13 protein-coding genes and 1 rRNA gene are annotated in these 22,661 nt (G+C 64.3%); 8 read left to right on the top strand and 6 right to left on the bottom strand.

The features are described from left to right. Window positions 1-739 precede the first annotated feature (739 nt). From PT282_RS00070 to PT282_RS00060, 3 genes are all read left to right on the top strand, one after another. Window positions 740-3,544, top strand: a complete 2,805-nt coding sequence (locus PT282_RS00070) for a hypothetical protein (RefSeq protein ID WP_277167530.1) — start codon at window positions 740-742, stop codon at window positions 3,542-3,544. A 268-nt stretch (window positions 3,545-3,812) separates the two neighbouring features. After that, entirely contained in the window at window positions 3,813-4,949 is a 1,137-nt protein-coding gene (locus tag PT282_RS00065) for an ABC transporter ATP-binding protein (RefSeq protein WP_277167529.1), read from the top strand. 14 nt (window positions 4,950-4,963) lie between these two features. Further along, the gene (locus PT282_RS00060) at window positions 4,964-6,373 is read left to right on the top strand and encodes a DUF4032 domain-containing protein (RefSeq protein WP_308201359.1); all 1,410 of its coding nucleotides are present in this window, start codon (window positions 4,964-4,966) and stop codon (window positions 6,371-6,373) included. A gap of 74 nt (window positions 6,374-6,447) precedes the next feature. Here PT282_RS00060 and rlmB read toward each other — a convergent pair whose 3' ends face one another. Together rlmB and dcd are read right to left on the bottom strand one after the other, a co-directional pair. Then, on the bottom strand, window positions 6,448-7,461 hold the full coding sequence (rlmB, locus tag PT282_RS00055) for a 23S rRNA (guanosine(2251)-2'-O)-methyltransferase RlmB (RefSeq protein ID WP_277167527.1): 1,014 nt from the start codon (window positions 7,459-7,461) through the stop codon (window positions 6,448-6,450). A 244-nt stretch (window positions 7,462-7,705) separates the two neighbouring features. Further along, window positions 7,706-8,287 carry a dCTP deaminase gene (dcd, locus tag PT282_RS00050; protein ID WP_277167526.1) on the bottom strand — a complete coding sequence of 194 codons (582 nt, stop codon included), beginning with the start codon at window positions 8,285-8,287 and terminating at the stop codon, window positions 7,706-7,708. A gap of 562 nt (window positions 8,288-8,849) precedes the next feature. Between dcd and PT282_RS00045 the strand changes: the two genes are divergently transcribed. Beyond that, on the top strand, window positions 8,850-9,629 hold the full coding sequence (locus PT282_RS00045; RefSeq protein WP_277167524.1) for an alpha/beta hydrolase: 780 nt from the start codon (window positions 8,850-8,852) through the stop codon (window positions 9,627-9,629). Between the two features lie 288 nt (window positions 9,630-9,917). Here the strand turns inward: PT282_RS00045 and PT282_RS00040 are convergent, their stop codons facing one another. After that, window positions 9,918-11,993, bottom strand: a complete 2,076-nt coding sequence (locus PT282_RS00040) for a sodium:proton antiporter (RefSeq protein ID WP_277167522.1) — start codon at window positions 11,991-11,993, stop codon at window positions 9,918-9,920. Between the two features lie 304 nt (window positions 11,994-12,297). Between PT282_RS00040 and PT282_RS00035 the strand changes: the two genes are divergently transcribed. Then, window positions 12,298-12,780, top strand: a complete 483-nt coding sequence (locus PT282_RS00035) for a nucleoside deaminase (protein ID WP_277167521.1) — start codon at window positions 12,298-12,300, stop codon at window positions 12,778-12,780. 39 nt (window positions 12,781-12,819) lie between these two features. Here PT282_RS00035 and PT282_RS00030 read toward each other — a convergent pair whose 3' ends face one another. Together PT282_RS00030 and asnB are read right to left on the bottom strand one after the other, a co-directional pair. Further along, on the bottom strand, window positions 12,820-13,662 hold the full coding sequence (locus PT282_RS00030; protein WP_277167519.1) for a sulfite exporter TauE/SafE family protein: 843 nt from the start codon (window positions 13,660-13,662) through the stop codon (window positions 12,820-12,822). A gap of 302 nt (window positions 13,663-13,964) precedes the next feature. Further along, the gene (gene asnB, locus PT282_RS00025; RefSeq protein WP_277167518.1) at window positions 13,965-16,031 is read right to left on the bottom strand and encodes an asparagine synthase (glutamine-hydrolyzing); all 2,067 of its coding nucleotides are present in this window, start codon (window positions 16,029-16,031) and stop codon (window positions 13,965-13,967) included. A 293-nt stretch (window positions 16,032-16,324) separates the two neighbouring features. Between asnB and PT282_RS00020 the strand changes: the two genes are divergently transcribed. Next, window positions 16,325-18,850, top strand: a complete 2,526-nt coding sequence (locus PT282_RS00020) for a bifunctional alpha,alpha-trehalose-phosphate synthase (UDP-forming)/trehalose-phosphatase (protein WP_277167517.1) — start codon at window positions 16,325-16,327, stop codon at window positions 18,848-18,850. A gap of 122 nt (window positions 18,851-18,972) precedes the next feature. Beyond that, entirely contained in the window at window positions 18,973-20,238 is a 1,266-nt protein-coding gene (gene ilvA, locus PT282_RS00015; protein WP_277167516.1) for a threonine ammonia-lyase, read from the top strand. 119 nt (window positions 20,239-20,357) lie between these two features. Here the strand turns inward: ilvA and PT282_RS00010 are convergent, their stop codons facing one another. Next, the gene (locus tag PT282_RS00010) at window positions 20,358-21,119 is read right to left on the bottom strand and encodes a Sir2 family NAD-dependent protein deacetylase (protein ID WP_277167515.1); all 762 of its coding nucleotides are present in this window, start codon (window positions 21,117-21,119) and stop codon (window positions 20,358-20,360) included. Window positions 21,120-22,494: 1,375 nt separating this feature from the next. Between PT282_RS00010 and PT282_RS00005 the strand changes: the two genes are divergently transcribed. Further along, a 16S ribosomal RNA gene (locus tag PT282_RS00005) occupies window positions 22,495-22,661 on the top strand; the annotation flags it as partial.

The raw sequence follows: 22,661 nt of genomic DNA, 5'->3' as shown, positions 1-22,661 counted from the left end.
TTCCGGCGCGATGAATTATCGATAATGATTTTTTAGCACCCCTGAAATTCCGTTTCGTTATCGGAACGGCAAGAAAATAGGGATAATCGTCTATCCATTTTCGATAAGTATGGGAATTGTGAAGGTTTTTGTGGGTAGATAAAAATGGTCTTTTGTTGCGCGTTTTGCATCATTACATCATACGTATGAGCAATTTGTTGCATTTTTTGTTTCGAGTGTCGGGTTATTTGTGCGGTTGATGGCCCTTTGATGTACATGCAGACAAACGTTGTTACTAATGTAGCGTAGCTTACACCAAATTGCTTGAAGAGGGAACCCCGTTTGGCAACAAAGCGAATGCCGTATGCCAAATTGCGGAGCGCGACGGTCGTCGCATTACCTTTCAGGTAGAACGTTTGCTCTATAATACGTAATATTGTCACTGTGTGTGAGCATGTGGATGCGCAATCATTCTTCGCGCCGGGGGACGCGAAGGTCACGACGCCAGCAACGCCTATGCCGCATCGCCTCTCGCGCAGTTGCCTGAGTTTGATAGGGGGCGTGTGCTGTGGGTAACGGGTTCTGGCGTGTGTTGGCGTCGGTGGTGTGTGCGGGTTCGACGTTGTTGGCCACGGTCCCTGCCAGTGCCTTGCCATCCGCGCGGGCCCAGTCCTCTCCGAGTGCCTCAGCCGTCTCTTCCTCTTCCACGTCGTTCGCCGCCCGGATTGGTACGCGATCGGCCGCGCGGCCTGTGGATTCCATGCCTTCGGCGCCTTCCCTTCCGTCCGCCACCTCCGCGACCACGGCCAGCCAGCAACCGGCGGCACCACACGTTTCCACCGATCCAAAAGCCGGCGTCTCCGCCCAGGCCCAGGGCGACGTGTGCCTGACGCTCTCGTTCGACGGCAAGGGCGCGACGGGCGCGCCGGCCAGCGTCACCGGCCGCATCGACGGATACGGCATGTGCCTCGTTGAGATTCCCGAGTCCACGGGCATGACGCCCGCCAGCGCGGACCAGTCGTTCCGCGGATGGTCCGCGAGCGCCTCCGCCACCACGGCGGATACCGCCTACGACCCGGGCAGCCACCAGTACGATCCTTCGACGCTGACGGGCAACGCGCTCACGCTGTACGCCGTCTGGCGCACCACGCCCGCGCCCACCGACGTCAAGGCCGCCTACCACCACGCCAGCGACACCGTGACCGTCTCCGGCAACGCCGACGACCTCGACGACCATTACGGCACCGTGACCGTCTGCGCCGACGTCGCGGCAGGCTCCACCTCCTGCAAGCCCAGCGGCATCCGGGTGAGTGCGGTCTTCCCCGACCCGAGCGATTCCGGCAAGCTCGCCGTCACGGCCACCGCCAACCGGCTCAGCGCCGGCGATCTGACCTGGGCGGGCGCGCTGGTCTGCCCGGTCGACACCCCGTTCCCGAAATTCAATGCCGGCAATCCCGACAACGCCAAATGCTCGAACATCGAGATACTGACCAACGGCGGCAGCGGCGGCTTCGGCACCAACGCGGACGGCTTCTCCATCGGCGGGCGCTACAACACCAACGACCATACGTATACGACCATCGCCAGCGATTTCAAGAACGGCTCCGGCTCCTACGATGTCTGGATGTTCACGCGCAGCCGCAACTGGGAAGTCATCAGCACGCCGCAACGCGTGGCCCACGGCTACCAATACACCGCCCCGCAGGCCCTGTCGGATTCGGGTCCCCAAGCGAGTGCGAAGCCCGCTTCCCACGCCCCGTCTTCGGCCGCCACGACGCAATTCTCGTCCGGAGCCGTCTCGACGCGTTCCGGCCCCATCACCTCCAGGGCCCAGGAAGTGAGGGTCCAGGGCGCGGGAAGCCAGCCATGGAGCGTCACCTTCTCGGCGACGGATTTCATCGGCTGGTACCCCCGCGACACGTCCTACTATCTTTCCGCGCTCCTGACGCTCGGCGGCGGCTATCACACCACGGTCGCCACCTCGGAGGTGACCAGAAAATCAGATGTGCTGCCATGGGTGCAGGTCAATCTCGACAGCAATAGCGCCAACGGAGGGCCCGCCGCGTCCCTATCGCCCCTCTACGGATTCGTCGACGGCGACAGCGGCAGTTCCACGCTCACCCTGCCCGGCGCGTCCGCCATGCCCGCGGTCGCCAGGAAGATCCTGCTCGGCTGGAGCACCGACCCGAAGGCCGGGTCGTCATCCGGCAATATCTACGCGACGGGCAAACAGTCGATCCAATCCACCGGTGGCACCGCCTCGCCTTCCGGCCATGGCGCCGTCCTCAACCTTTACGCGATATGGGGCGACCCTCCCAAGCCCTACGATATGGAGATCCACTACCATCGCTCCACCGACACGGTGGACGTGACCGGCAAGGTGGACACTGGCAACGATTCCGATGGTGTCATCTCCGTGTGCATGACCAGCGAGGGCGGCTCGAACGCCTGCGAGAACGATTCGGGCGTCAGGGTCGACAAGATGAAGGTGGACCCCACCGACCGCGGCAGGATCGCCATCACCGGCACGGCCGACAGCCTCACCACCGGGACCCAGGGCACCTGGGTGCAGGCCTTGGTCTGCCCGGCCGATTCGCCGTTCCCGAATTTCCCCAACTATGGCGAGACCAGCAATCCGGACAATCCGCTCTGCTCGAACATCGAGATGCTCACCGAGAACGGCAACGACGGCAAATTGCACAGCATGGGCATCACGGACAAACGCAATGGATTCAGGATCGGTGGCCATTTCGATGTGGGGTCGCGTGTCGAAGACCAGGAATGGACCACTTCCGACAGCGATTTCAAGAACGGTCCCGGCCTCTACGACATCTGGATCTATCGTCGTGACCAGCATTTCGAGGTCAAGGACACTCCGATCAAGCTGATTTCCAAATACGGCTTCCCCGAGCACAGCGAGGAGACGTCCGGCACCGACAACATGTACGTCCAGCTGCACGGCAAGGGTGTGCAGAGCTGGAAGATCTCCTACCCGCGCGAGACCTTCGTCGCCAAGTTCCCCATCGGTTCCGCACATCATCTGATCGTGCGCCTGAACGTTGGCAGCACCGTCTCCGATCCAGCCGATCTGGACGGCACGTTGCCCTGGCTCAAGACGACCTTCGACGCGAACCCGGCCCACAACGGCTCCGGCACCCCGCCCGGCGAGCTCAGGGCGCTGATCGACTACGACGAGAAGAACGGGCTGATCGCGCTGCCCGAACAAGGCAATGACATGAGGCCCGCCGGGTTCAACTTCCTCGGATGGAACAGGGATTCGGCCGCCGGGTCGGCGGGCAAGGACGACAAGCGACCGAAACACAGCGCGGCCAACGACCTGTGGGCCGACGCCGACGCCTACTTCGACCAAAACGGCAACGCCACGGAAACCGACGTCACCCTGTATGCCATCTGGCATCGCACGGGTTCCAGCCTCCCCCTGACCGGCGGGTTGCCGCGAATGCTGGTGCTGCTCGCGGCGCTGCTGGGCATCTGCCTGATGGTGCTCGCCGCCACGGCCGTGATGCGTGCCCGTTTCGCCAGCCGCCATCCCTTCGCACGCTGATTCGCTTTGGCTGGCCGTGCCGCGTCGTGGCCCGGTGTGGTGGCCTTCCGATGGGTCCGCCCGCCGCTGCCGCGGGCCCGTGCGGCATTCCCGAGGATTCGCTAGACTACATGGTGTGAGGCGACTTGGCGCGCCGGGCGCTATGCAGGGCCCGATGCCGGACGAAACCGCAGGCGCCCCAACCACAGCCGGTCTCCGGGCGAAGCGGATGGATTGTCGTCTCGATTCCGGGCGTTCGCCGCGCGCCAGTCGATGAAAGGAACGTGTTATGGCAAAAGTCGTGTTCGACCATGTCACCCGCATCTACCCCGGCAGCGACGAGCCCACGGTCTCGGATCTGAGCCTCGAGGTCGAAGACGGTGAGTTCCTCGTGCTCGTCGGCCCCTCCGGCTGCGGCAAGTCCACGACGCTGCGCATGCTCGCCGGCCTCGAGGACGTCGACCAAGGCCGCATTTTCATCGGCAGCACCGACGTCACCACCATGCAGCCGCGCGACCGCGACATCGCCATGGTCTTCCAGAACTACGCGCTCTACCCGCACATGACCGTGGCCGACAACATGGGCTTCGCCCTCAAGATCGCCGGCGTGCCCAAGGACGAGATCCGCCAGCGCGTCGAGGAGGCCGCGAAGATCCTCGACCTCACCGAATACCTCGACCGCAAGCCCAAGGCGCTTTCCGGCGGCCAGCGCCAGCGCGTGGCCATGGGCCGGGCCATCGTGCGCAAGCCGCAGGTCTTCCTGATGGACGAGCCGCTTTCCAACCTCGACGCGAAACTGCGCGTGCAGACCCGCACCCAGATCGCGGCCCTGCAGCGCGAGCTCGGTGTCACCACCCTGTACGTCACCCACGACCAGACCGAGGCCCTGACGATGGGCGACCGCATCGCCGTCATCCGCCGGGGCACGCTCCAGCAGGTCGGCACGCCCACCGAGCTCTACGACAGGCCGCAGAACGTCTTCGTGGCGGGCTTCATCGGCTCGCCGTCGATGAACCTCGGCACCTACCCGGTGGCCGACGGCAAGGCGAGGGTCGGCGGCTGCGACGTCGCGCTGCCCGAGGGCGTGGCCGGTAGGCTCACCGCGGACGATGGGGGCAGGGTCACCGTCGGGTTCCGCCCGGAGGACGCGAGGCTCGTCGGTGCCGGGGAGTCCGAAGCCTTCTCGATGAAGGTCGTCAACGTGGAGGACCTGGGCAGCGACGGCTACGTCTACGGCGACATCGTCGGAGAAGCGGGCGATGCCTCAGCAGGCGGCCGACCCGTCAGGGTGTCCGATCAGAACCGGCTGACTACGGTGCGTGTGGGGCCGGAGGGCCTGCCGAAGGTCGGCGCGACCGTCCGGGTCGCGATCGATGCGGCCAAGGCTCACTTCTTCTCCCCCGCCACCGAACTGCGACTGAACTGAACGGACGATTGACCATGGACTTGCGTGGGCTGCTGGACCCGAGGGCGCTGAAGGCGACGTCCGTCTCGGCGCGCTCCGACGGCGCTTCGCGGGCCGAACCGAGGGCGCTCAAGATCACGGCGACCAGCTCCAACCCCAGGATGTTCACCCTGCCATGGGAAAAGCCGCTGGCCAGCTGGCCCAAGGACCTGCTGGCGAACCTGCCGCGCGGCATCTCCCGCCACGTCGTGCGCTTCGTGCGCGTGGGCGGCGAGATATACGCGATGAAGGAGATCGCCAGCGATGCGGCCAGCCGCGAATACGAGCTGCTGCGCGGGCTGCGCAAGCTGCAGCTGCCCACCGTCGAGCCGGTCGCGGTGGTCACCGGGCGGCACACGCGCGAGGGCAGGCCGCTGGAATCGATCCTGGTCACCCGCCGTCTCACGTTCTCGCTGCCCTATCGCGCGCTCTTCGCCGGCAACCTGCGCGCCGGCACCACCGACCGGCTCATCGATGCGCTCGCCGTGCTGATGGTGAGGCTGCATCTCGCCGGCTTCTATTGGGGCGACGTCTCGCTTTCCAACGTGCTCTTCCTGCGCGACGCCGACGCCTTCTCCGCGTGCCTGGTCGACGCCGAGACCGGCGCCCTGCACGCCTCGCTGACGGCCGGCCAGCGCGGTTACGACATGGATCTGGCCCGCACCAACATCATCGGCGAGCTGATGGACCTGCGTGACGGCAAGCTGCTGCCCGACGACGTCGACGAGGTGGGGGTGGGCGACCGGCTGCTCGAACGCTACGACTCGCTGTGGAGCGCGCTGACCGGCGAGGAGGATTTCAGCCCCGACGAGATGTGGAAGATCGAGAAGCGCGTCAACCGGCTCAACGATTTGGGCTTCGACGTCGACGAGCTCGAGGTCGAGACCGTCGACGACGGACAGCGGGTCCTGGTGCGGCCGCGCGTGGTCGACGCCGGCTACGCCTCGCGCAAGCTGCTGCGGCTCACGGGCCTCGACGTCCAGGAGAACCAGGCCCGGCGCCTCTTGAACGACCTGGACGCCTACCGCACCTCCACATGGCGCGACGGCGAGGACCTCGAGATCGTCGCCACCGATTGGATGCGCGAGGTCTTCGAGCCCACCGTACGCCTGCTGCCGGGCGAATACCGCGATGAGATCGAGCCGGCGCAGTTCTTCCACGAGGTGCTCGAGAACCGTTGGTACCTGGCCGAAAAGGCCGGTCACGACGTGCCCACCGCCTTGGCTGCGAACGACTATATCAAGCGGATCCTGCCGCGCTACAGCCTCGACTCCGAGGCCATCGCCGAGATCAACGGCGACGCGGATGCCGGTGTGATCGCCGAGGGCTATGCGGGCGGTGACGGTGATGGCAGCGATGACGGTGACGCTGATGATGGCGATGGCCGCGACCGTGCCGATGAATGATGAATATGAAAAAATCCGCCGACGGCGGTGAGGTCGTCGGCGGATTCCATAGAGATGCTGGCTGAGGTTGCCCGCTACTTGCCCTCGGCCTGGCTCTCGGCCTTGGCCGCGGCCACCTGGCGCGCGTGGGCGACGGCGTAGAGGCTGATGCCCGCCGCCACCGAGGCGTTGAGCGATTCCACGGTGCTGCTGATGGGGATGCCCGCGATCGAATCGCAGGACTCGCGCACCAGCCGGCTCAGGCCCTTGCCCTCGGAGCCGAGCACCACCACGAGCGGGTCGGTCTCGAAGCCGGACTCGCCCACCATCGCGTCGCCGCCGCCGTCGAGGCCGACCACGTAGTAGCCGCGCTCCTTGAGCGCCTCGATGGCCTTGGTCAGGTTGACCACGCGCGCCACCGGCAGATGCGCCGCGGCGCCGGCCGAGACCTTCCACGCCGCCGCGTTCACCGAGGCGGAACGGCGCTCGGGCAGGATGACGCCGTTGGCGCCGAACGCCGCAGCGGAACGGATGACCGCGCCGAGGTTCTGCGGATCGGTGACGCCGTCGAGCGCGATGAACAGCGGCCTCGCGGCGATGCGCGCGCCCTGCGAGTCCGCCTCCTCCATCGCGTGCGACTTCTTCTCGGCCCGGTCGGCGAGCTGGACGAGCGAGGAATACTGGTAGGGGCTCACCTTGAGGATGATGCCCTGGTGGTTGCGCGAATGCGCGATGCGGTCCATCTCCAGCCGGTCGGCCTCGAGCAGGTTGAGCCCCTGCATGCCGGCGAGCTTGATGATCTCGCGGGTGCGGTCGTCGTGCTCGATGCGGTTGGCGATGTAGAGCTGCGTGCTGGGCACACCCACGCGCAGCGCCTCGAGCACCGAGTTGCGCCCCACCACCAGATCGTCGGAATCCGAGGTGTACTTCGCGGCACGACGGCGCGCGGCCAGCCGTGGATCGGCGAACTGGCGCTTCTCGTTGCGTTTCTTGGCGCGATATGCCTTGTGGTAGACGCGGTCCTCGGCCTTGGGCGTCGGCCCGTGGCCTCTCAGCGCGTTGCGATGTTTCCCGCCCGAACCTTTGCTTGGGCCCTTCTTGTTAGTCATGCCCCCCATTGTCCCAGCACCCCGACCCAATGCCGTCGTCAGACGCAAGCTGCGAGCAAAATCAGGCTAATCTTGGCGGGGAGCTGATTTTCCTCGCAACTTCACGATGGATGCAGAGATAATCACATAAATTGCCTCAAAAGTGTGATTATCTCTGTAATCTGGCTGAACATGCAGGGGTAATCACGAAAGTTGCCTTAAAAGTGTGATTATCTCTGCACCAACGTGGTCGGCGGCGTGGGCCTCAGTCAGTGATCTCGGCGCGGTAGAAGTTCTCGTACGAGCGCGAGGGGGTGGGACCGCGCTGGCCCTGGTAGTGCGAGCCCACACCGTCGGAGCCGTAGGGGTGCTCGGCCGGCGAGCTCAGCTGGAAGAAGCACATCTGCCCGATCTTCATGCCCGGCCAGAGCTTGACCGGCAGCGTGCTCACATTCGAAAGCTCCAGCGTGATGTGCCCCTCGAAGCCCGGGTCGATGAAGCCTGCGGTGGAGTGGGTGAGGATGCCGAGGCGGCCCAGCGAGCTCTTGCCCTCGAGGCGCGCGGCGGTGGTGCCGTCGAGCTTGACATACTCCCAGGTGGAGGCCAGCGCGAACTCGCCGGGATGCATGATCCACGGCTCGTCCGGGCCCACCTCGAACTGCTCGGTCAGGTCGCCTTGGTTCTCGGCCGGGTCCACGTAGGTATAGGCGTGGTTGTTGAACAGGCGGAAATAGCGGTCGAGCCGCACGTCGATCGAGGCGGGCTGCACCATCTCGGGCGTCCACGGGTCAAGCGAGATATGGCCGTCGGCCTGGGCGGCGAGTATGTCGTGATCGGAGAGCAGCATGTGATTCCCCCTGCGTTGCATTGTGGTTCTGCTCTCAGTGTAGTCGTTTGCCAAGTCTTGCGCGGATTGACGCGATGGCGGCGAAATGGGCGGGGAACGTGAGTGGTGGCGGTGCGGAGGTCCTACCATGGCGTGGCGATGGCTTGGTTTCGTTGGAATCGCAACGGAAACAGAGGCTGGTTCAGCTGCTTTGTCGTCGTGAATCCGGTGTTGTGATGAAATGGGACTTGCCCCAGAGCGGTGTGGGAACTGTGAATAAACGGCTGGAAAGTATCGATTTCAGCGAATTCCCAGACTATTTGGTTGTTTCGCCAAGCATCGGGGACTTACATAATAGATGTCAGCAACAACTGGCCGAGAGCCTGGCGACAGGATTTCGATAACTGAACCTTTCTTCTTCTCTCTTTTCTCGCCCCGGTGTTCGCGCACCGGGGTTTTCTCTTTTCGGCATCATTCCGACAGGGTTCCGTCATCATTCCGATATCCACCATCGTTCCGGCGCCTCCCGGTTCCCGCGTTTCTTCCCCGTGTGACTGTTGGGCACGCCACCTATCATTGAGGCATGAGCGAAGTTGCGAATGAAACGAAGAACGACGACGGCGACGGGCTGGTCGGCCGCCAATCCCCCGAGATCCCAGGGCGCTTCGGCGAGCCCATGTCGGTCGGCCACGTCCAGTACTCGCAGGGCGGCGGCAAGACCAGGCCGTCCCGCCCGATGTTCCTGTGCCTGCACGGCTGGGGCTCCAACGAGACCGACCTTGCCGACATGATGCGCTTCGTCGCCCCCTACAACGATTTCGCCTCCCTGCGCGCGCCGCTGGTGCTGCAGGAGGAGGGGCCGGGCGAGTTCGGCTCCGGCTCCGGCGCGTTCAGCTGGTTCCACCAGGGCGTGCCCGCCGGCGACGACCGCGACCGCGACCTGTTCGCCGCCGCCACCGCCGTCGACCAATGGGTCAGCGCGCATATCGAGTCCGGCCGCGACGTGGTGCCGATCGGGTTCTCGCAGGGCGCCGCGCTCGCGATCCATCTGCTGCGCATCAATCCGAAGCGGTATCGCGCCGTCATCGCGCTTTCCGGCTTCGTCGCGCAGGCCAGGGTGGCCGGCACCGCCCCCGCCGACGACGAGCTGGCCTCGCTGGAGACGCCGGTGTTCTATGGTTACGGCGACCGCGATTCGGTGCTGCCGAAGTACGAGCTCAACGCGGCCTGCGCCTGGCTTGAGGAGCACACCTGGCTCACCGCCAAGGACTACCACACCCTCGACCATGCCGTGAGCCTCGAGGAGTTCACCGACGTGCGCCAGTGGCTGGTCCTCAACAACATCTCCTCCGGCATCGAATAACCAACTACCCGGATCCCACTACAGCTCCGCCTCAGCGTCGACCTGCTGATCGCTGAGCCGTTAAGCAGAGAGCCCAGTGGGCTCTCTATAGGCGATGGGAGCGCGATATTCGAGCGCGAAATGTCGAGTATCACTTTGACGGCCAGATTCGTTTATAATTCAGCCTCGGCGTCAACCTGCTGAGCCGTTAAGCGAAGAGTCCTGTGGACTCTTCGTAGGCGAGGTGAGCACGCGCCAAGCGTGCGAAGGATGCAAGTTGAATTAATAAGGTTAACCAGTTTAATTCGGCTATAATTCAGCCTCGGCATCGACCTGCATCACATACACATTCCTCCGCAGATACTTCGCCTGGCTGCGCGTGATGTCGCCGTCCTCGAGCATGTCCTGGATCACCCCGAGCTCGATGGCGAAGCTCTCGTGTTTCACCTCGTCGATCTGCGCGAGGGTGCCCGCGTTGCGTCCCAGGCCCTTCCGGCTGCGCAGCTCGGCCAGCATCCGCCGGTAGTCGAGGATGAGCAGCGAGCAGTATTCGATGGGGTGCACGTTCTCGCGCATCGCCTCGTAGAGCTTGTCGATGACGTAGTTGATGGCGTCGATCTGCATGGAGCGCGTGTAGTAGTAGACCTCGTTGTCGTTGAGGATGGGCGCGCTGCGGCGGATCTTGTTGTCGGCGCGCCTGCCCAGCGTGACGATGCGGCGGCGCAGCCGGTGCGCGCGCCCGCGAATCTGCGAGACCGCCGGATAGTTGTTCTTCTTGTCGCTGGTGTGGCGCAGGGTGTCCATGATCTGGTCGAGCATGCGCTCGCACGCCTCGATCTGCAGCTCCTTGACGTGCTTGTCCATCGTCTCGTCGGCCCTGAGGTCGCTCAGGCGTTCCTTGACGTAGTCCTTCTCCCAGTGCAGCGCCTCGATCTGCAGCGCCTCCAGCTTGGCGTTGTCGATCGAGCCCATGCGTTGGCGCAGGCGGGTGATGCGGCCGTTGTAGGAGTCGATGATCGGCAGCAGCACGCGGCGGTTCTCGTCGGTGACGCGCCCGCTGAGCTCCTCCACCGTCCGGCGCAGCACCTCGATGCTGATGGCCTTGAGCTTCGAGTCCGTCTCCTCGGAATCCGTGCTCGGCGCGAGCAGCGGCAGCATGAAGTTGGCCAGCAGCAGGGTGACGATGATGACCCCCGAGGCCACGAAGATCAGCTCGTTGCGCATCGGGAACGCCTCGCCGGTCTCCACGTTGTAGGGGATGGTGAACATCAGGGAGAGGGTGATGGTGCCCTTGGCCCCGCCGAAGGTCATCACCGCGGCGTCGCGCAGCGAGCGTGGCTTGCGGCGGAAGCGGTTGCCGTCCGGGTCGCGTTTGGGCGCGGCGATGAGCCAGACCCACAGGAAGCGCACGATGATGGCGATCAGCGAGACCAGCAGGATGATCGAGAGCAGCACGCCGTTGCTCACCAGGTGGTTGTCCCAGCTGGCGCGCATGGCCCCGGGCAGCTGCATGCCCAGCAGGATGAAGACGGTGCCGTTGAGGCTGAAGGAGAGCACCGACCACACGCTGCTCGAGACGATGTTGGTGCGGGCGGCGTTCGGGCTGATGCCGGTGTGGTCGAAGTGGACGATGAGGCCGAAGGCGACCACCGCCAGGATGCCCGAGACGTGGATGAGGTCGTCGGCGGCGAGGTAGACGAGGAACGGCAGGAAGAGTTCCATCAAGATGCGCGTGGTCATCGTCTCCCAGCCGAGCCGGCGCGCCATGCCGAAGATCCAGTTGGCGAGCACGCCCGCGAGCAGGCCGATGACGACGCCGCCGACGAAGGAGACGACGAACTCCTTGGTGGCCGTGGCCATGGAGAAGCTGCCGGTCACCGCCGCGAGGATGGCGAACTGGAAGCCGATGACGCCCGAAGCGTCGTTGAAGAGCGACTCGCCCTGCAGGATGCCCTTCTGCTCCTTGCTGAACGTCGCCTCGCTGGAAAGGGAGGAGACCGCCACGGCGTCGGTCGGTCCGAGCGCGGCGCCGAGCGCGAACGCCGCAGCCAGGGGGATGTCGGGACGGGCGGCGTGCAGGGCGAAGCCGATGATCACCATCGTGCCCAGGGCCAGCCCGATGGCCATGGGAAGCGAGTATTTCAGCGTCCGGTAGAGGGTCGGCTTGTCGATCTCGTGGGCCTCGAGGTAGAGCAGCGGCGCGATGAACATCACCATGAAGAGCGCCGGGTTGAGCTTCACGTCGGGGAAGGAGGGCAGGTAGGTCACCGCCACGCCCAGTGCGATCTGGACCAGCGGCGTGGATATTCGTGGAATGAACCGGCTGATGAACGATGAGAGCACGACGGCTCCGAGGATGCAGAGAATCAGCTCGAAGATTTCCACAGACTACCAATGCCTTTCCGGTTGTTCGCCCGCTGCCCGCCGGCGATGTCGCTTCCCGCGCCCCGTGGGTTCAGGTACGGCCCGGCCGTGCTCCCCTGTCTATCACTGTCCGGACGCGGTTGTTTATCCATTCTGACACCGGCGCATACCTTGCGCGCCAAGCCGCCGGCCGTCATTATCCGTGCATATGCACATCTCTGTTTTTCACTATACCTGACGATTATTTCGCTTCCGATTCGTTACGCCCCGAGCGTTCCGGCGGCCGCGCCGCCGCTCCTCTCCACGCTTCCCTACACTGGGAACCATGACATTGGGGACCACGGATTTCGAGGACGCGATGGGCGAGGCCCTGCGACTGGCCGGCGAGGCCGCCGAAGCCGGCGAGGTGCCGGTGGGCGCGGTGGTGCTCGCCGCCGACGGCAACGTGATCGGCCGCGGCCGCAACCGCCGCGAGGTTGGCGGCGACCCGTTGGCGCACGCCGAGGTCGAGGCCATGCGCGGCGCCGCCTCGTCCCTCGCCCGCCCAAACGCGCACAAGGGCTGGAATCTCGCCGATTGCACGCTGGTGGTCACGCTCGAGCCGTGCCCGATGTGCGCGGGCGCTGCCCTGCAGGCACATGTCGGCCGCATCGTTTTCGGCTCGTGGGACGCCAAGCTGGGGGCCTGCGGGTCGGTGTGGGACATCCCGCGCGATCCGCATATCGGCGCCAAACCCGAGGTCTTCGGCGGCGTGCGCGAGCCCGAATGCACCCGGCTCCTCACCGGTTTCTTCGCATCCCGCCGCTGACTGGCGTGGGATACGTGAGAGTGCCGAACGGTTCTGCTTCTACTTCCGAGCGAGCTTCGGCCCGACGCCGGGCGTGATCTTGAGCGCCGTCCATGCCGAGCGCAGCATGATGACGAAGAGGTAGGCGGCCAGCAGGTAGGCCCCGATCCGCGCCGGGATGCCCGAGGCGATGAGCGTGCCCAACGGCGTGGCCACGGCGGCGGCGATGCCGACGATGAGGCCGTTCTTCAGGTGCACCAGGCCGCGCTTCCAGTTCGCGATGGTGCCGGTGATGGAGCTGGGGAACATGGCGAGCAACGAGGTGCCGCGTGCGATGAGGTCGCTGGCCCCGAACGCCAGCGAGAGGGCGGGCACGGTGATGGCACCGCCGCCGATGCCCAGCAGCGCCGACATCATGCCGATGAAGATGCCGAGCAGGACCAGCAGCACGCCCTTGGCCGCGCTCATATGGATCGACGAGTCGCGCGAGGGCACGAACACGAGCTGCGAGACCGTCACGAACGCGAGGAAGACGACGAAGAACCAGCGCAGGAAGAGCTCGGGCAGGCGCGAGAGCAGCCAGCTGCCGATCTGCGAGCCGATGATGGTGCCCACGATCATCAGCAGCGCCGCGATCCAGTCCACATGGCCGCTGGTCGCGTACGAGATGACGCCCGATATCGAAAGCGGGATGATGGACGCGAGCGAGGTGGCCGCCGCGTGGCGCTGGCTCATGCCCAGCCACACCAGGGTCGGCACGATGATCGAGCCGCCGCCGATGCCGAACAGCCCCGAGAACACGCCCGCCACCAGGCCGACGACGATCATGATGACGATCTGCCGCACCGGGCCGCGCTGGGTGTCCGGCTCCACCGCCGGCTCGTCGTGCTTCGTTTCCGCCATCTGCTCGCCCATGCCTTTCTCCGCTGCCTGCTCGGTCGCGGCATCCGCGCCGCGTCGTCGTCTTCGTTACGCGAACCATGATAATGCGGCATGGGGGATTATCGGGGCAACGTCACCCTATGTGGCCATATCCGTTCATGTTTCGTCGATATCCGGTCATATCCGGACGGTATCCTGCCCCAAAATGTAGCGATCCTGCCCCAAAACGTACATGCTCAACCACAACAACGTACGTTTGGAGGCAGGATCGGTCTGTTAGAGGCAGGAACGACCCGTCAAAGGCAGGAACCGGCCGGCAGGACTCAGGCGAGCACGCCCTTGTCCATGAACTCCTGCACGTCGGGTTGCAGGTGCTCGTAGCGCTCGCGCGTGCCGTCGAAGTCGACGAAGAAGAGCTTGTACCAGGTCAGGAAGGTGAAGATGTTCCAGATCTGGCGGCGTGCGTCGATCCTGCCGTCGAAATTGTCCTCCAGCATCTTCAGGATCTTCTCCTGGTCGAAGAACCGCGCCACCCAGTCCTCGCCGAACAGGGTGCGCACCTGGGCGCAGTACTTCTCTTCGCGCAGCCACGCCTTGATCGGGGTCGGGAAGCCGAGCTTCGGCCGCTTCGACCACTCCTCGGGCAGGTGCCGGTTGGCGGCCTTGCGGAAGATGTCCTTGGAATTGTTGCTGTTCAAGAGCTTCGAGGAGGGGATGGTCTGCGCCAGCTCGGCCACCTTGCGGTCGAGATAAGGCACGCGCAGCTCGAGCGAATGCGCCATCGAGATCTTGTCGGCCTTCTGCAAAATGTCGCTGAACATGAAGTGCTTCAGGTCGATGTACTGGATCTGCTTGAGCTCCTCGGCGCCAGCCACCTTGTCGAAGTCGTCCTGGTAGAGGCCGTTGACCGTCAGCTCGTTGCGGTACTCCGGCTGCAGCACCGCGTTGGCCTGCGAGGAGGTGAAGATCGTCGGCTGCGCCATGTCGTAGCCGACGGACTGCCCGGCGTAGTACTCGCGTGGATGCGCCGCCTGCGTGTAGATCTGCGTGCGTCCGGGGAAATTCGGCATCTTCTTGACCGTGCCGGCCACGATGCGCCGCATGCCGTCGGGTAGCTTGTGGATGTCGGCCGCGAAGTTCCAGATGGCGCGGCTCTTGGTGTGCACGCCATAGTTCATGTACCCGGCGAAGAGCTCGTCGGCGCCCTCGCCCGAGAGCACCACGGTCACCTTCTTGCGCGCCAGGCGGCAGAGGTACCACAGCGGGATCACGGAGGGGTTCGCGTCGGGCTCGTCCAGGTGGTACTGCATCTCGGCGAAGTCCTCGAACGCCTCGTCGGCCTTCACGCTGTACTGGTTGAAGTGCAGCCCCTCATGGTCTGCAAGTTCCTTCGCCTTGCCCGCCTCGTCGAACGGCCCCTCGTCGAAGTTGACGCTGAAGACCTCGTTGGGCTTGAGGATGGTGGTCACGTAGCTGGAATCGACGCCCTCGGAGAGGAACGCGCCCACCTTCACGTCGGCGACGCGGTGCGCCTCGACGGATTCCTGGACGGCCTTGTCGATCTCGTCGATCGTCTCCTCGTCGCTGCGCCGGTAGTCGACATGGCCGTAGTCGGCGTCCCAGAACTCATGGACGTCCATCCTGTCGTCCTTGAACTCGAACCAGTGGCCGGCCGGGAAGCGGTAGACACCCTTGAAGAAGGTCTCCTTGAGGTCGTTGTACTGGTTCATCAGGAACGGTTTGATGGCCTTCTCGTTGAGCTCCTTCCTGAAGTTCGGGTGCACCAGGAACGACTTGATCTCCGAGCCGACGATGAACGTGCCGTCCTGATGGTAGTAGTAAAGCGGCTTGATGCCGAAGAAGTCGCGGGCGCCGAACATGGCCTTCTTGTTGTCGTCCCAGATCAGGAACGCGAACATGCCGCGGATGCGCCCCAGCAGCCCCTCCATGCCCCACTGCTCGTAGCCGTGCAGCAGCACCTCGGTGTCGGCCTCGGTGCGGAAGGTGTGGCCCGCCTCGAGCAGTTCGGCACGCAGCTCGCGGTAGTTGTAGATCTCGCCGTTGAAGGTGATGAGAATGGTTTCGTCCTCGTTGAAGATCGGCTGCTTGCCGCTTTTCAGGTCGATGACGCTCAGGCGGCGGAATCCCATGGCCACCTGGTCGTTGGTGTAGTACCCGCTGCCCTTCACGTTCGGCCCTCGGTGCGCGATCATCTTCATCATCGATTGGATCGTCAGGTCGCGATCGAGCACCTTGCGGTCAGAAAAGGCGATGATGCCGCACATGCGTCCTCCTAGGGGTGGTGGTGTGCCCATGCGTTCCCGGTCGTGGCCGGCGGTGACGGCCGTGGATTCGGCCGTGACCCGGGCATGAGTCTGATTGCTTCTCACAAGGATAGTGGCGGCTCTGTCAAATGGGCTGGGTTTTTGTGCCCACTTGGTAGAGAAACGGCCGTTCGGAGGCGCAGGTACCGCCGCTTTTACCGCTTTCGGGCAACAGCCTGCGCGATTGAAAACGACCAGCTTATAATAAGGACGTTGAGTGTGACCTGTTTCGATTGGGCGCACAGGTTGTGATGTGGTTTCGCAGAGTGTGCGCCACCCGGGATGTGCCTGGTTTACGGTGACTTGCGTCAATCCGGGTCCTCCGAACAGATTTCGCCGATGAAATGTGAGGTGTCGTGATGACGCGTTTGATAATCGTTTCCAACAGGCTTCCCATGTCTTTGTACGCCAAGCCCGACGGCACCTTCGCGCTCAAGCAGAACATCGGCGGCCTCGCCACCGCCATCGGCCCCTACCACAAGTCCCACAGCGACTGCCATTGGGTCGGCTGGAGCGGCATCGATCCGCAGACGCGCACCAAGGAGGAGGTCGAGGCCATCACCGCCGAGTTCGACCGCCAGCGCTGCGTGCCCATCTTCCTGAGCGAGCGCGAGATCGACGGCTATTACGCGGGCTATTCCAACGACACGTTGTGGCCGCTGTTCCACGATTTCGCGCACGAGGCCAAGTTCGACCCGCAGACGTGGAAGGTCTACCAGGAGGTCAACCAGAAGTTCGCCGGCGCCGTCGCCTCGATCCTGCGCCCGGACGACACGGTGTGGATCCAGGACTACCATCTCATGCTCCTGCCGGCCATGCTGCGCTCGCGCTTCCCCAAGCTGCGCATCGGCTGGTTCCTGCACATCCCCTTCCCCAGCCCCGAGATCTTCCACCAGCTGCCCAACGGCGCCGACCTGCTGCGCGGACTGCTGGGCGCCGACCTGATCGGCTTCCACACTGTCGATTTCTGCGCGAACTTCATGGCCGTCCTGCGTATGCTGCTGGGCCTCGACGTCGGCGAGAACGGCCGCATCGCCGTGGGGGGGAACCGCTTCGTCACCGTCGACGCCTTCCCCATCGGCATCGACTACAACCTCTACCGGCGCACCGCCCATTCGAGCCTCGCCAAGGCCATGCGCAACGGCATCGAGGCCGTGAGCGGCAAACGCACCCGCCGTCTCAAGACCTCGCTGAGCGCCGAGTCCAAGGCCGCGCTGGAGGCCAGGTCCATGGGCGACCGGCTGCTTGATTTCGAAAAGGACGAGCTGCCCGAGGAGGTGCTCGCCAAATCCGCCTCCGCCAGCGGCAAGGCCATGCCCAACAAGGATGTCATCTCCGTCGACCGGCTCGACTACACCAAGGGCCTGCCTGAGCGGCTGCGCGCCTTCGCCCTGATGCTCGACCGCTACCCCGAGTGGATCGGCCACGTCACCTATTACCTGCTGGCCACCCCCTCGCGCGAGGACGTCGAGACCTACCGCCGCCTCAAGCAGCAGGTCGACCAGCTCGTCGGCGACATCAACGGCAAGTATTCCCTGCTCTCCTGGACCCCGATCCACTACATCACCCGTTCCCTTCCCATCAAGCCCGTCTGTGGCATCTACGCGGCCGGCGACGTCGCGTTGGTCACTCCCCTGCGCGACGGCATGAACCTGGTCGCCAAGGAATACCTGGCCTGCCGTGACGGGCGCGACGGCGCGCTGGTGCTCTCCGACATGTGCGGCGCGGCCCGCGAGCTCACCGACGCCTACATCGTCAACCCCTACGACATCGACGCGGTCTGCGAGGCCCTGCATTCGGCGCTCACCATCGACACCGACGAGGCCAAGCGCCGCAACAAGACCATGCAGACCCGCCTGCAATACCGCACCGCGAGCCTGTGGTCCACCGAGTTCCTGAGCACGTTGCGCCAGGTGAGCGACCCGGCCCTGGCCGACCGGCGCCTGGAGAGCCTGCAGCGCGACAAGCTCGTCGACCGGTGGGGCAAGTCCCGGCGCAAGCTGCTGCTGCTCGACTACGACGGCACGCTCACCCCGCTGGTGCGCACGCCCGACCGCGCCAAGCCCACGCGCCGCCTGCTCGACCTGCTGCGCCGGCTTGGCTCCCAGCCCGACGTCGACCTCTATATCGTCTCCGGTCGCGACCGCGACACCATGGAGGACTGGCTCGGCAGCCTGCCCGTCGGCCTCATCGCCGAGCACGGGGTCTGGCGCAGTGACGTCAGCGATACCGGCAAAGATTCTCATGAGGCCGGCTCCGCCGATTCCACGTCGGTCACCGGCCCCTCCGGCCGTGTCTGGCGCCGTGCCACCGACCTGCCCGATCCGGCCGTGTGGCGTCCGGTCATCGAGGCGATCATGGACGAGTCGGTGACGCGCCTGCCCAAGTCGTTCGTCGAGCACAAGTCGAGCACGCTCGCCTGGCACTACCGCCGCTGCGACCAGAAGCTCGCCGCCGCCGAACGCGACCGGCTGCTGCGCAGGCTGCGTGAGGTCTGCGGCAAATACGGCCTGATGACCATGGAGAACTCGAAGGTCGTGGAAGTCTGCCCCGTCTCGATCAGCAAGGGTCTGGCCGTCGTGCCGCTCGCCCAATGCGACCGTTACGATTTCGTCCTCGCGGCCGGCGACGACACCACCGACGAGACGATGTTCGCCGCCGTTCCCGACGACGGTTCGCTGCAGAACACCTTCCACCCGCGTTCCTCACGTCCCGACGACCTCGGCGTGCTCGCCCGGATCGGCACCGACATCTCCTCGTGGACCATCAAGATCGGCGCCGGCGGCACCAAGGCCCGCACCCGCATCGCCGACCCCGCCGAGATGCTGCGTCTGCTGGGCTACCTCGCCACCGAGTCCGACGCCGTCGCCGTCGACCGCGGGTAGGCTGCGCCGGTTTCGGTTTCGGCCCCGCAGCCGCCACCGGTTTCCGGGATGCCAGGAATGTTGACGTCTGATTATTGGACAACCCGCCCTGTGTCCCGCCGCTTCCGCTTTAGAATGCGCGTATGGAACACGAAGACGTCGTCAAGGCACTGCAGCACGATCACGCGGCCGAGTTGAAGAAGGCCGCCGAACGGTTGAAGGGCACCGCGCTGCACACGCGCATCATGCCCTCGCCGGTCCTCTCCGAGGCCACCGGCCACGAGATCCTCCTCAAGCCGGAGAACCTCCAGGTCACCGGCTCCTTCAAGATCCGCGGCGCCTACAACAAGATCGCCTCGCTGAGCGAGGAGGAGCTGGCGCGTGGCATCGTCACCGCCTCCGCCGGCAACCACGCCCAGGGTGTGGCCTACGCCGCCCGTGAGCGCCACGCCAAGGCCACCATCGTCATGCCCGAAATCACCCCGCCCCTGAAGGTCGACGCGACGAAGTCCTACGGCGCCAACGTGGTGCTGCACGGCGACCTGTTCGACGACGCCGCCGAATACGCTTCCCGGCTTTCGCAGCGCGAGGGCATGGTCTACGTGCCTCCATTCGACGACTACCAGGTGCTTTGCGGCCAGGGCACCATCGGCCTTGAGATCCTCGAGGACGTCCCGAACGTCACCGATGTCGTGGTGCCGTTGGGCGGCGGAGGCCTGGGTTCGGGCGTGGCGCTCGCGATCAAGACCTTCAAGCCCGAGGTGCGCGTCATCGGCGCCATCCCCGAGGGCTCCCCCGCCTTCAAAAACTCGTTCGCCGCCGGTTCCGTGGTCCCCGCCGACAAGGTGGTCACCTCCGCCGAGGGCGTCGCGGTCGGCCATCCCGGCGACCTCACCTTCGCGATCCTCAACGAGTATCTGGACGACCTCGTCACCGTCTCCGAGCGCGACATCAACGAGATGATCCTCCTGATGATGGAGAAGCACAAGCTCGTCGTCGAGGCGGCGGGCGCGGTCTCCCTGGCGGCGCTGGAGCACCTGAGCCTGCGCTCGCGGGTTTTCGCCAAGGCCAAAGGCAAGCACGTCATCGTCCCGATCATCTCGGGCGGCAACATCGACACCGTCACCATCGGCGCCGTCATCCAGAAGGGCATGATCGCCCGCGGCCGCATCATGAACTTCGAGGTCGAGCTTCCCGACACCCCCGGCCAGCTGGTCAAGGTCGCGCAGGTGCTGGCGGCCGCCCGCGCCAACGTCATCGAGCTGAGCCACGACCAGTTCAAGGCCTCCGGCCACTACACGGACTCGGTCTCCCTGGGCGTCACCGTCGAGACCAACGGCCCCGACCACATCCAGAGTGTCCTCAAGGCCCTGAAGGACGCCGGCCTCAACCCCAAGCGCATCTACTGACGGCCGTCCATCTATAGCGTCCGCATATGGGCGCACCCACGTATGCGAAAGCCCCGCCGGATTCGTTCGGCGGGGCTTTCGCTGTCTTATGGATATCTACAGATATATAGGCGGCGTCCTCACGCGCCCTGCGCTTCGGCGATGGTCCGGTCCACCAGTTCCGGCAGCGCCTTGGCGATGTCGTCGTGGATGAGCGTGGTGGCGATGTTGTCGTACTGCGTGCGTCCCATGTTCATGATGGTCATCGGCACTCCGCTCTGCACTGCGGTCGGTGCCAGCGACGCGGCCGGGAAGACCTCGAGCGTCGAGCCGATCACCCAGAACTCGTCCGCCTTGGCCACCTTCGCCATCGACTTCTCCATCGCGCCCTCCGGCAGCATCTCGCCGAAGTAGACCACGTCGGTCTTGATCAGTCCGTCGCAGGGCATGTTGCCGCTATACGGCAGCCTGCGGTGGCAGTGCGGGTCCGGCTCGTTGTCCAGGTTGTCCATGATGTCGGCCGTGTCGTACTTGGCGTGGCACTTCATGCAGTGCGAGGTGCCGATGGTGCCGTGCAGGTTGACGATCAGGTCGCTGGAATTGCCGGCTTTCTCGTGCAGCGCGTCGAAGTTCTGCGTGGCCAGCAGCGTCAGCAGCCCCGCCTTCTCCAGCTTCACCAGCGCCTTATGCGCCTCGCCCGGCTGCGCGTTCCACACCGGCGACGCCTTCTGCCAGGCCCACGAGTATTCGCGTGCCTTCTTGTCGCCCATGAACGCGTCGATGTCATAGACGCTCATCTGGTCCGGGTGCTTGGTCCACACGCCGTCCGGCCCGCGGAAGTCGGGGATTCCCGCCGAGGTCGAGATGCCGGCGCCTGTCAGTACTGCGATTTTCTTGGTCATATATATAGCCTTACCACGTCCGTCCCGCCCGCGCAGTCGCATCTTGCGTTTTCTTCTGCGTCCGAAGTGGAATCGGGGTTCGGTTGGGCAGGCCTCCGGTGGCCCCTATCGATATGAGGACTCTGCCTATATAGAGACAGGGAGGGCATAGGAAGTCGCTGAAGAGGATGCGGCTGTGCGAAGTTCCGTCGGCCCGGTTCTGCGTACCGTCGCCAGGTCATCTCCTTAGCCGGTTATCTGCTATCTGCCGAGCTTGCCATACTCTGGCGCCGCCCTTGGGGCTCCGGCGTCTTGGCGCCTGATAGCAAGACACTTGTGGCGCGGCAAGGATCGGTCAAGGTGTCGTCGCCTCGGCCATCCCGTTGTTGGCGGTATTACCGGCAGGTTCGGTTCCGTGTGGTGGCTTGGTACCGTTTCTTCCGGGTGCGTCTGTCTTTGGCCGTGTCCGTGTCGTCGCGCTTGCCGCCATATTCGATACGGACGGCCAGGTGATCTCCGGCGTCGTGATGCCGTTCTTGGCAGTCGTCGCTGTCGGCGGCCGGCTCGGTCGCATCCAAGGCGAGGTGCCTCTGGCGTCTTGGTGCTGCGAGGGCGTCTTCTTCCCCTATATAAGGGTCTGTCTCCGCGGTGAGGGCCGTGTACTTCATGCCTGACAGCCTTCTGGCCTATACAGCAAGAGTCGTCATAATCCTGTCGCCCGCCATTGCGTCGTCGACAAGCATCTCCCCGGTTGGCTATCCGCCGGGCGCACCATGCTCTGGCGTCGTCCTTCTGCGCTCCTGCATCCTGGCGTCTGATGGCGGGGCGTTCGTAGCGCAGCAAGACTCCGCCAAGGTTCTATCTCCTAAGTGCTTCGCAGGTAGCGCGCCCTTCTTCATATTCATGGGCACTTCTTTCGTGCTGGAGGCAGCCATCGCGGTTTTCGGCCCGATTTATGGCATGGAATGCTGATTTTCAGTGGTCTGAACTTTGCGTTTTAGCTATTTGGGTTTACACTAATTAGGACACAGTAAATATGCGCATTGGCAACACGCCGAAGGAACCGCATCACTGCAACGGTTCCTAGCTCTTTTGCGCCCTTTGATTTGCGCAAACTCGGAAAGCCGCGTATATTTACATCTTGCTGCTCAACACGGCAACTTCAACTCCCAAGAGTTAGAGATTGCTTGTTGGTGTGGTGGTGGTTTGAGAACTCAAGAGCGTGTTTGTACTACTTTTTTTAAGCTTTTTTGATTGCCAGTCCGATGCGTGCCCGGTTTGCCGGGTGGCCGAGGGGTCTTAATTCGTGTCGGGGTTTTTAGTGTGGACCATTCCCCCTTATGGAATGGTTCCGTCAATTATTATGAGAGTCATTTGTTTGGTTCTCTTCGCATTTTTTGTGGAGGGTTCGATTCTGGCTCAGGATGAACGCTGGCGGCGTGCTTAACACATGCAAGTCGAACGGGATCCGGAGTGCTTGCACTCCGGTGAGAGTGGCGAACGGGAGAGTAATGCGTGACCAACCTGCCCCATGTTCCGGAATAGCTCCTGGAAACGGGTGGT

Origin of the sequence: Bifidobacterium sp. ESL0763 (genome assembly GCF_029433395.1) — a bacterium.
Classification (GTDB): domain Bacteria; phylum Actinomycetota; class Actinomycetes; order Actinomycetales; family Bifidobacteriaceae; genus Bifidobacterium.
This window is presented reverse-complemented; position numbering and strand designations above follow the sequence as displayed.

Bases quoted from the DNA above. Each gene is read 5' to 3' on its own strand.
- PT282_RS00070 (WP_277167530.1), top strand. From the start codon at position 740: ATGCCTTCGGCGCCTTCCCTTCCGTCCGCCACCTCCGCGACCACGGCC.
- PT282_RS00065 (WP_277167529.1), top strand. From the start codon at position 3,813: ATGGCAAAAGTCGTGTTCGACCATGTCACCCGCATCTACCCCGGCAGC.
- PT282_RS00060 (WP_308201359.1), top strand. From the start codon at position 4,964: ATGGACTTGCGTGGGCTGCTGGACCCGAGGGCGCTGAAGGCGACGTCC.
- rlmB (WP_277167527.1), bottom strand. From the start codon at position 7,461: ATGACTAACAAGAAGGGCCCAAGCAAAGGTTCGGGCGGGAAACATCGC.
- dcd (WP_277167526.1), bottom strand. From the start codon at position 8,287: ATGCTGCTCTCCGATCACGACATACTCGCCGCCCAGGCCGACGGCCAT.
- PT282_RS00045 (WP_277167524.1), top strand. From the start codon at position 8,850: ATGAGCGAAGTTGCGAATGAAACGAAGAACGACGACGGCGACGGGCTG.
- PT282_RS00035 (WP_277167521.1), top strand. From the start codon at position 12,298: ATGACATTGGGGACCACGGATTTCGAGGACGCGATGGGCGAGGCCCTG.
- PT282_RS00030 (WP_277167519.1), bottom strand. From the start codon at position 13,662: ATGGCGGAAACGAAGCACGACGAGCCGGCGGTGGAGCCGGACACCCAG.
- PT282_RS00020 (WP_277167517.1), top strand. From the start codon at position 16,325: ATGACGCGTTTGATAATCGTTTCCAACAGGCTTCCCATGTCTTTGTAC.
- ilvA (WP_277167516.1), top strand. From the start codon at position 18,973: ATGGAACACGAAGACGTCGTCAAGGCACTGCAGCACGATCACGCGGCC.
- PT282_RS00010 (WP_277167515.1), bottom strand. From the start codon at position 21,119: ATGACCAAGAAAATCGCAGTACTGACAGGCGCCGGCATCTCGACCTCG.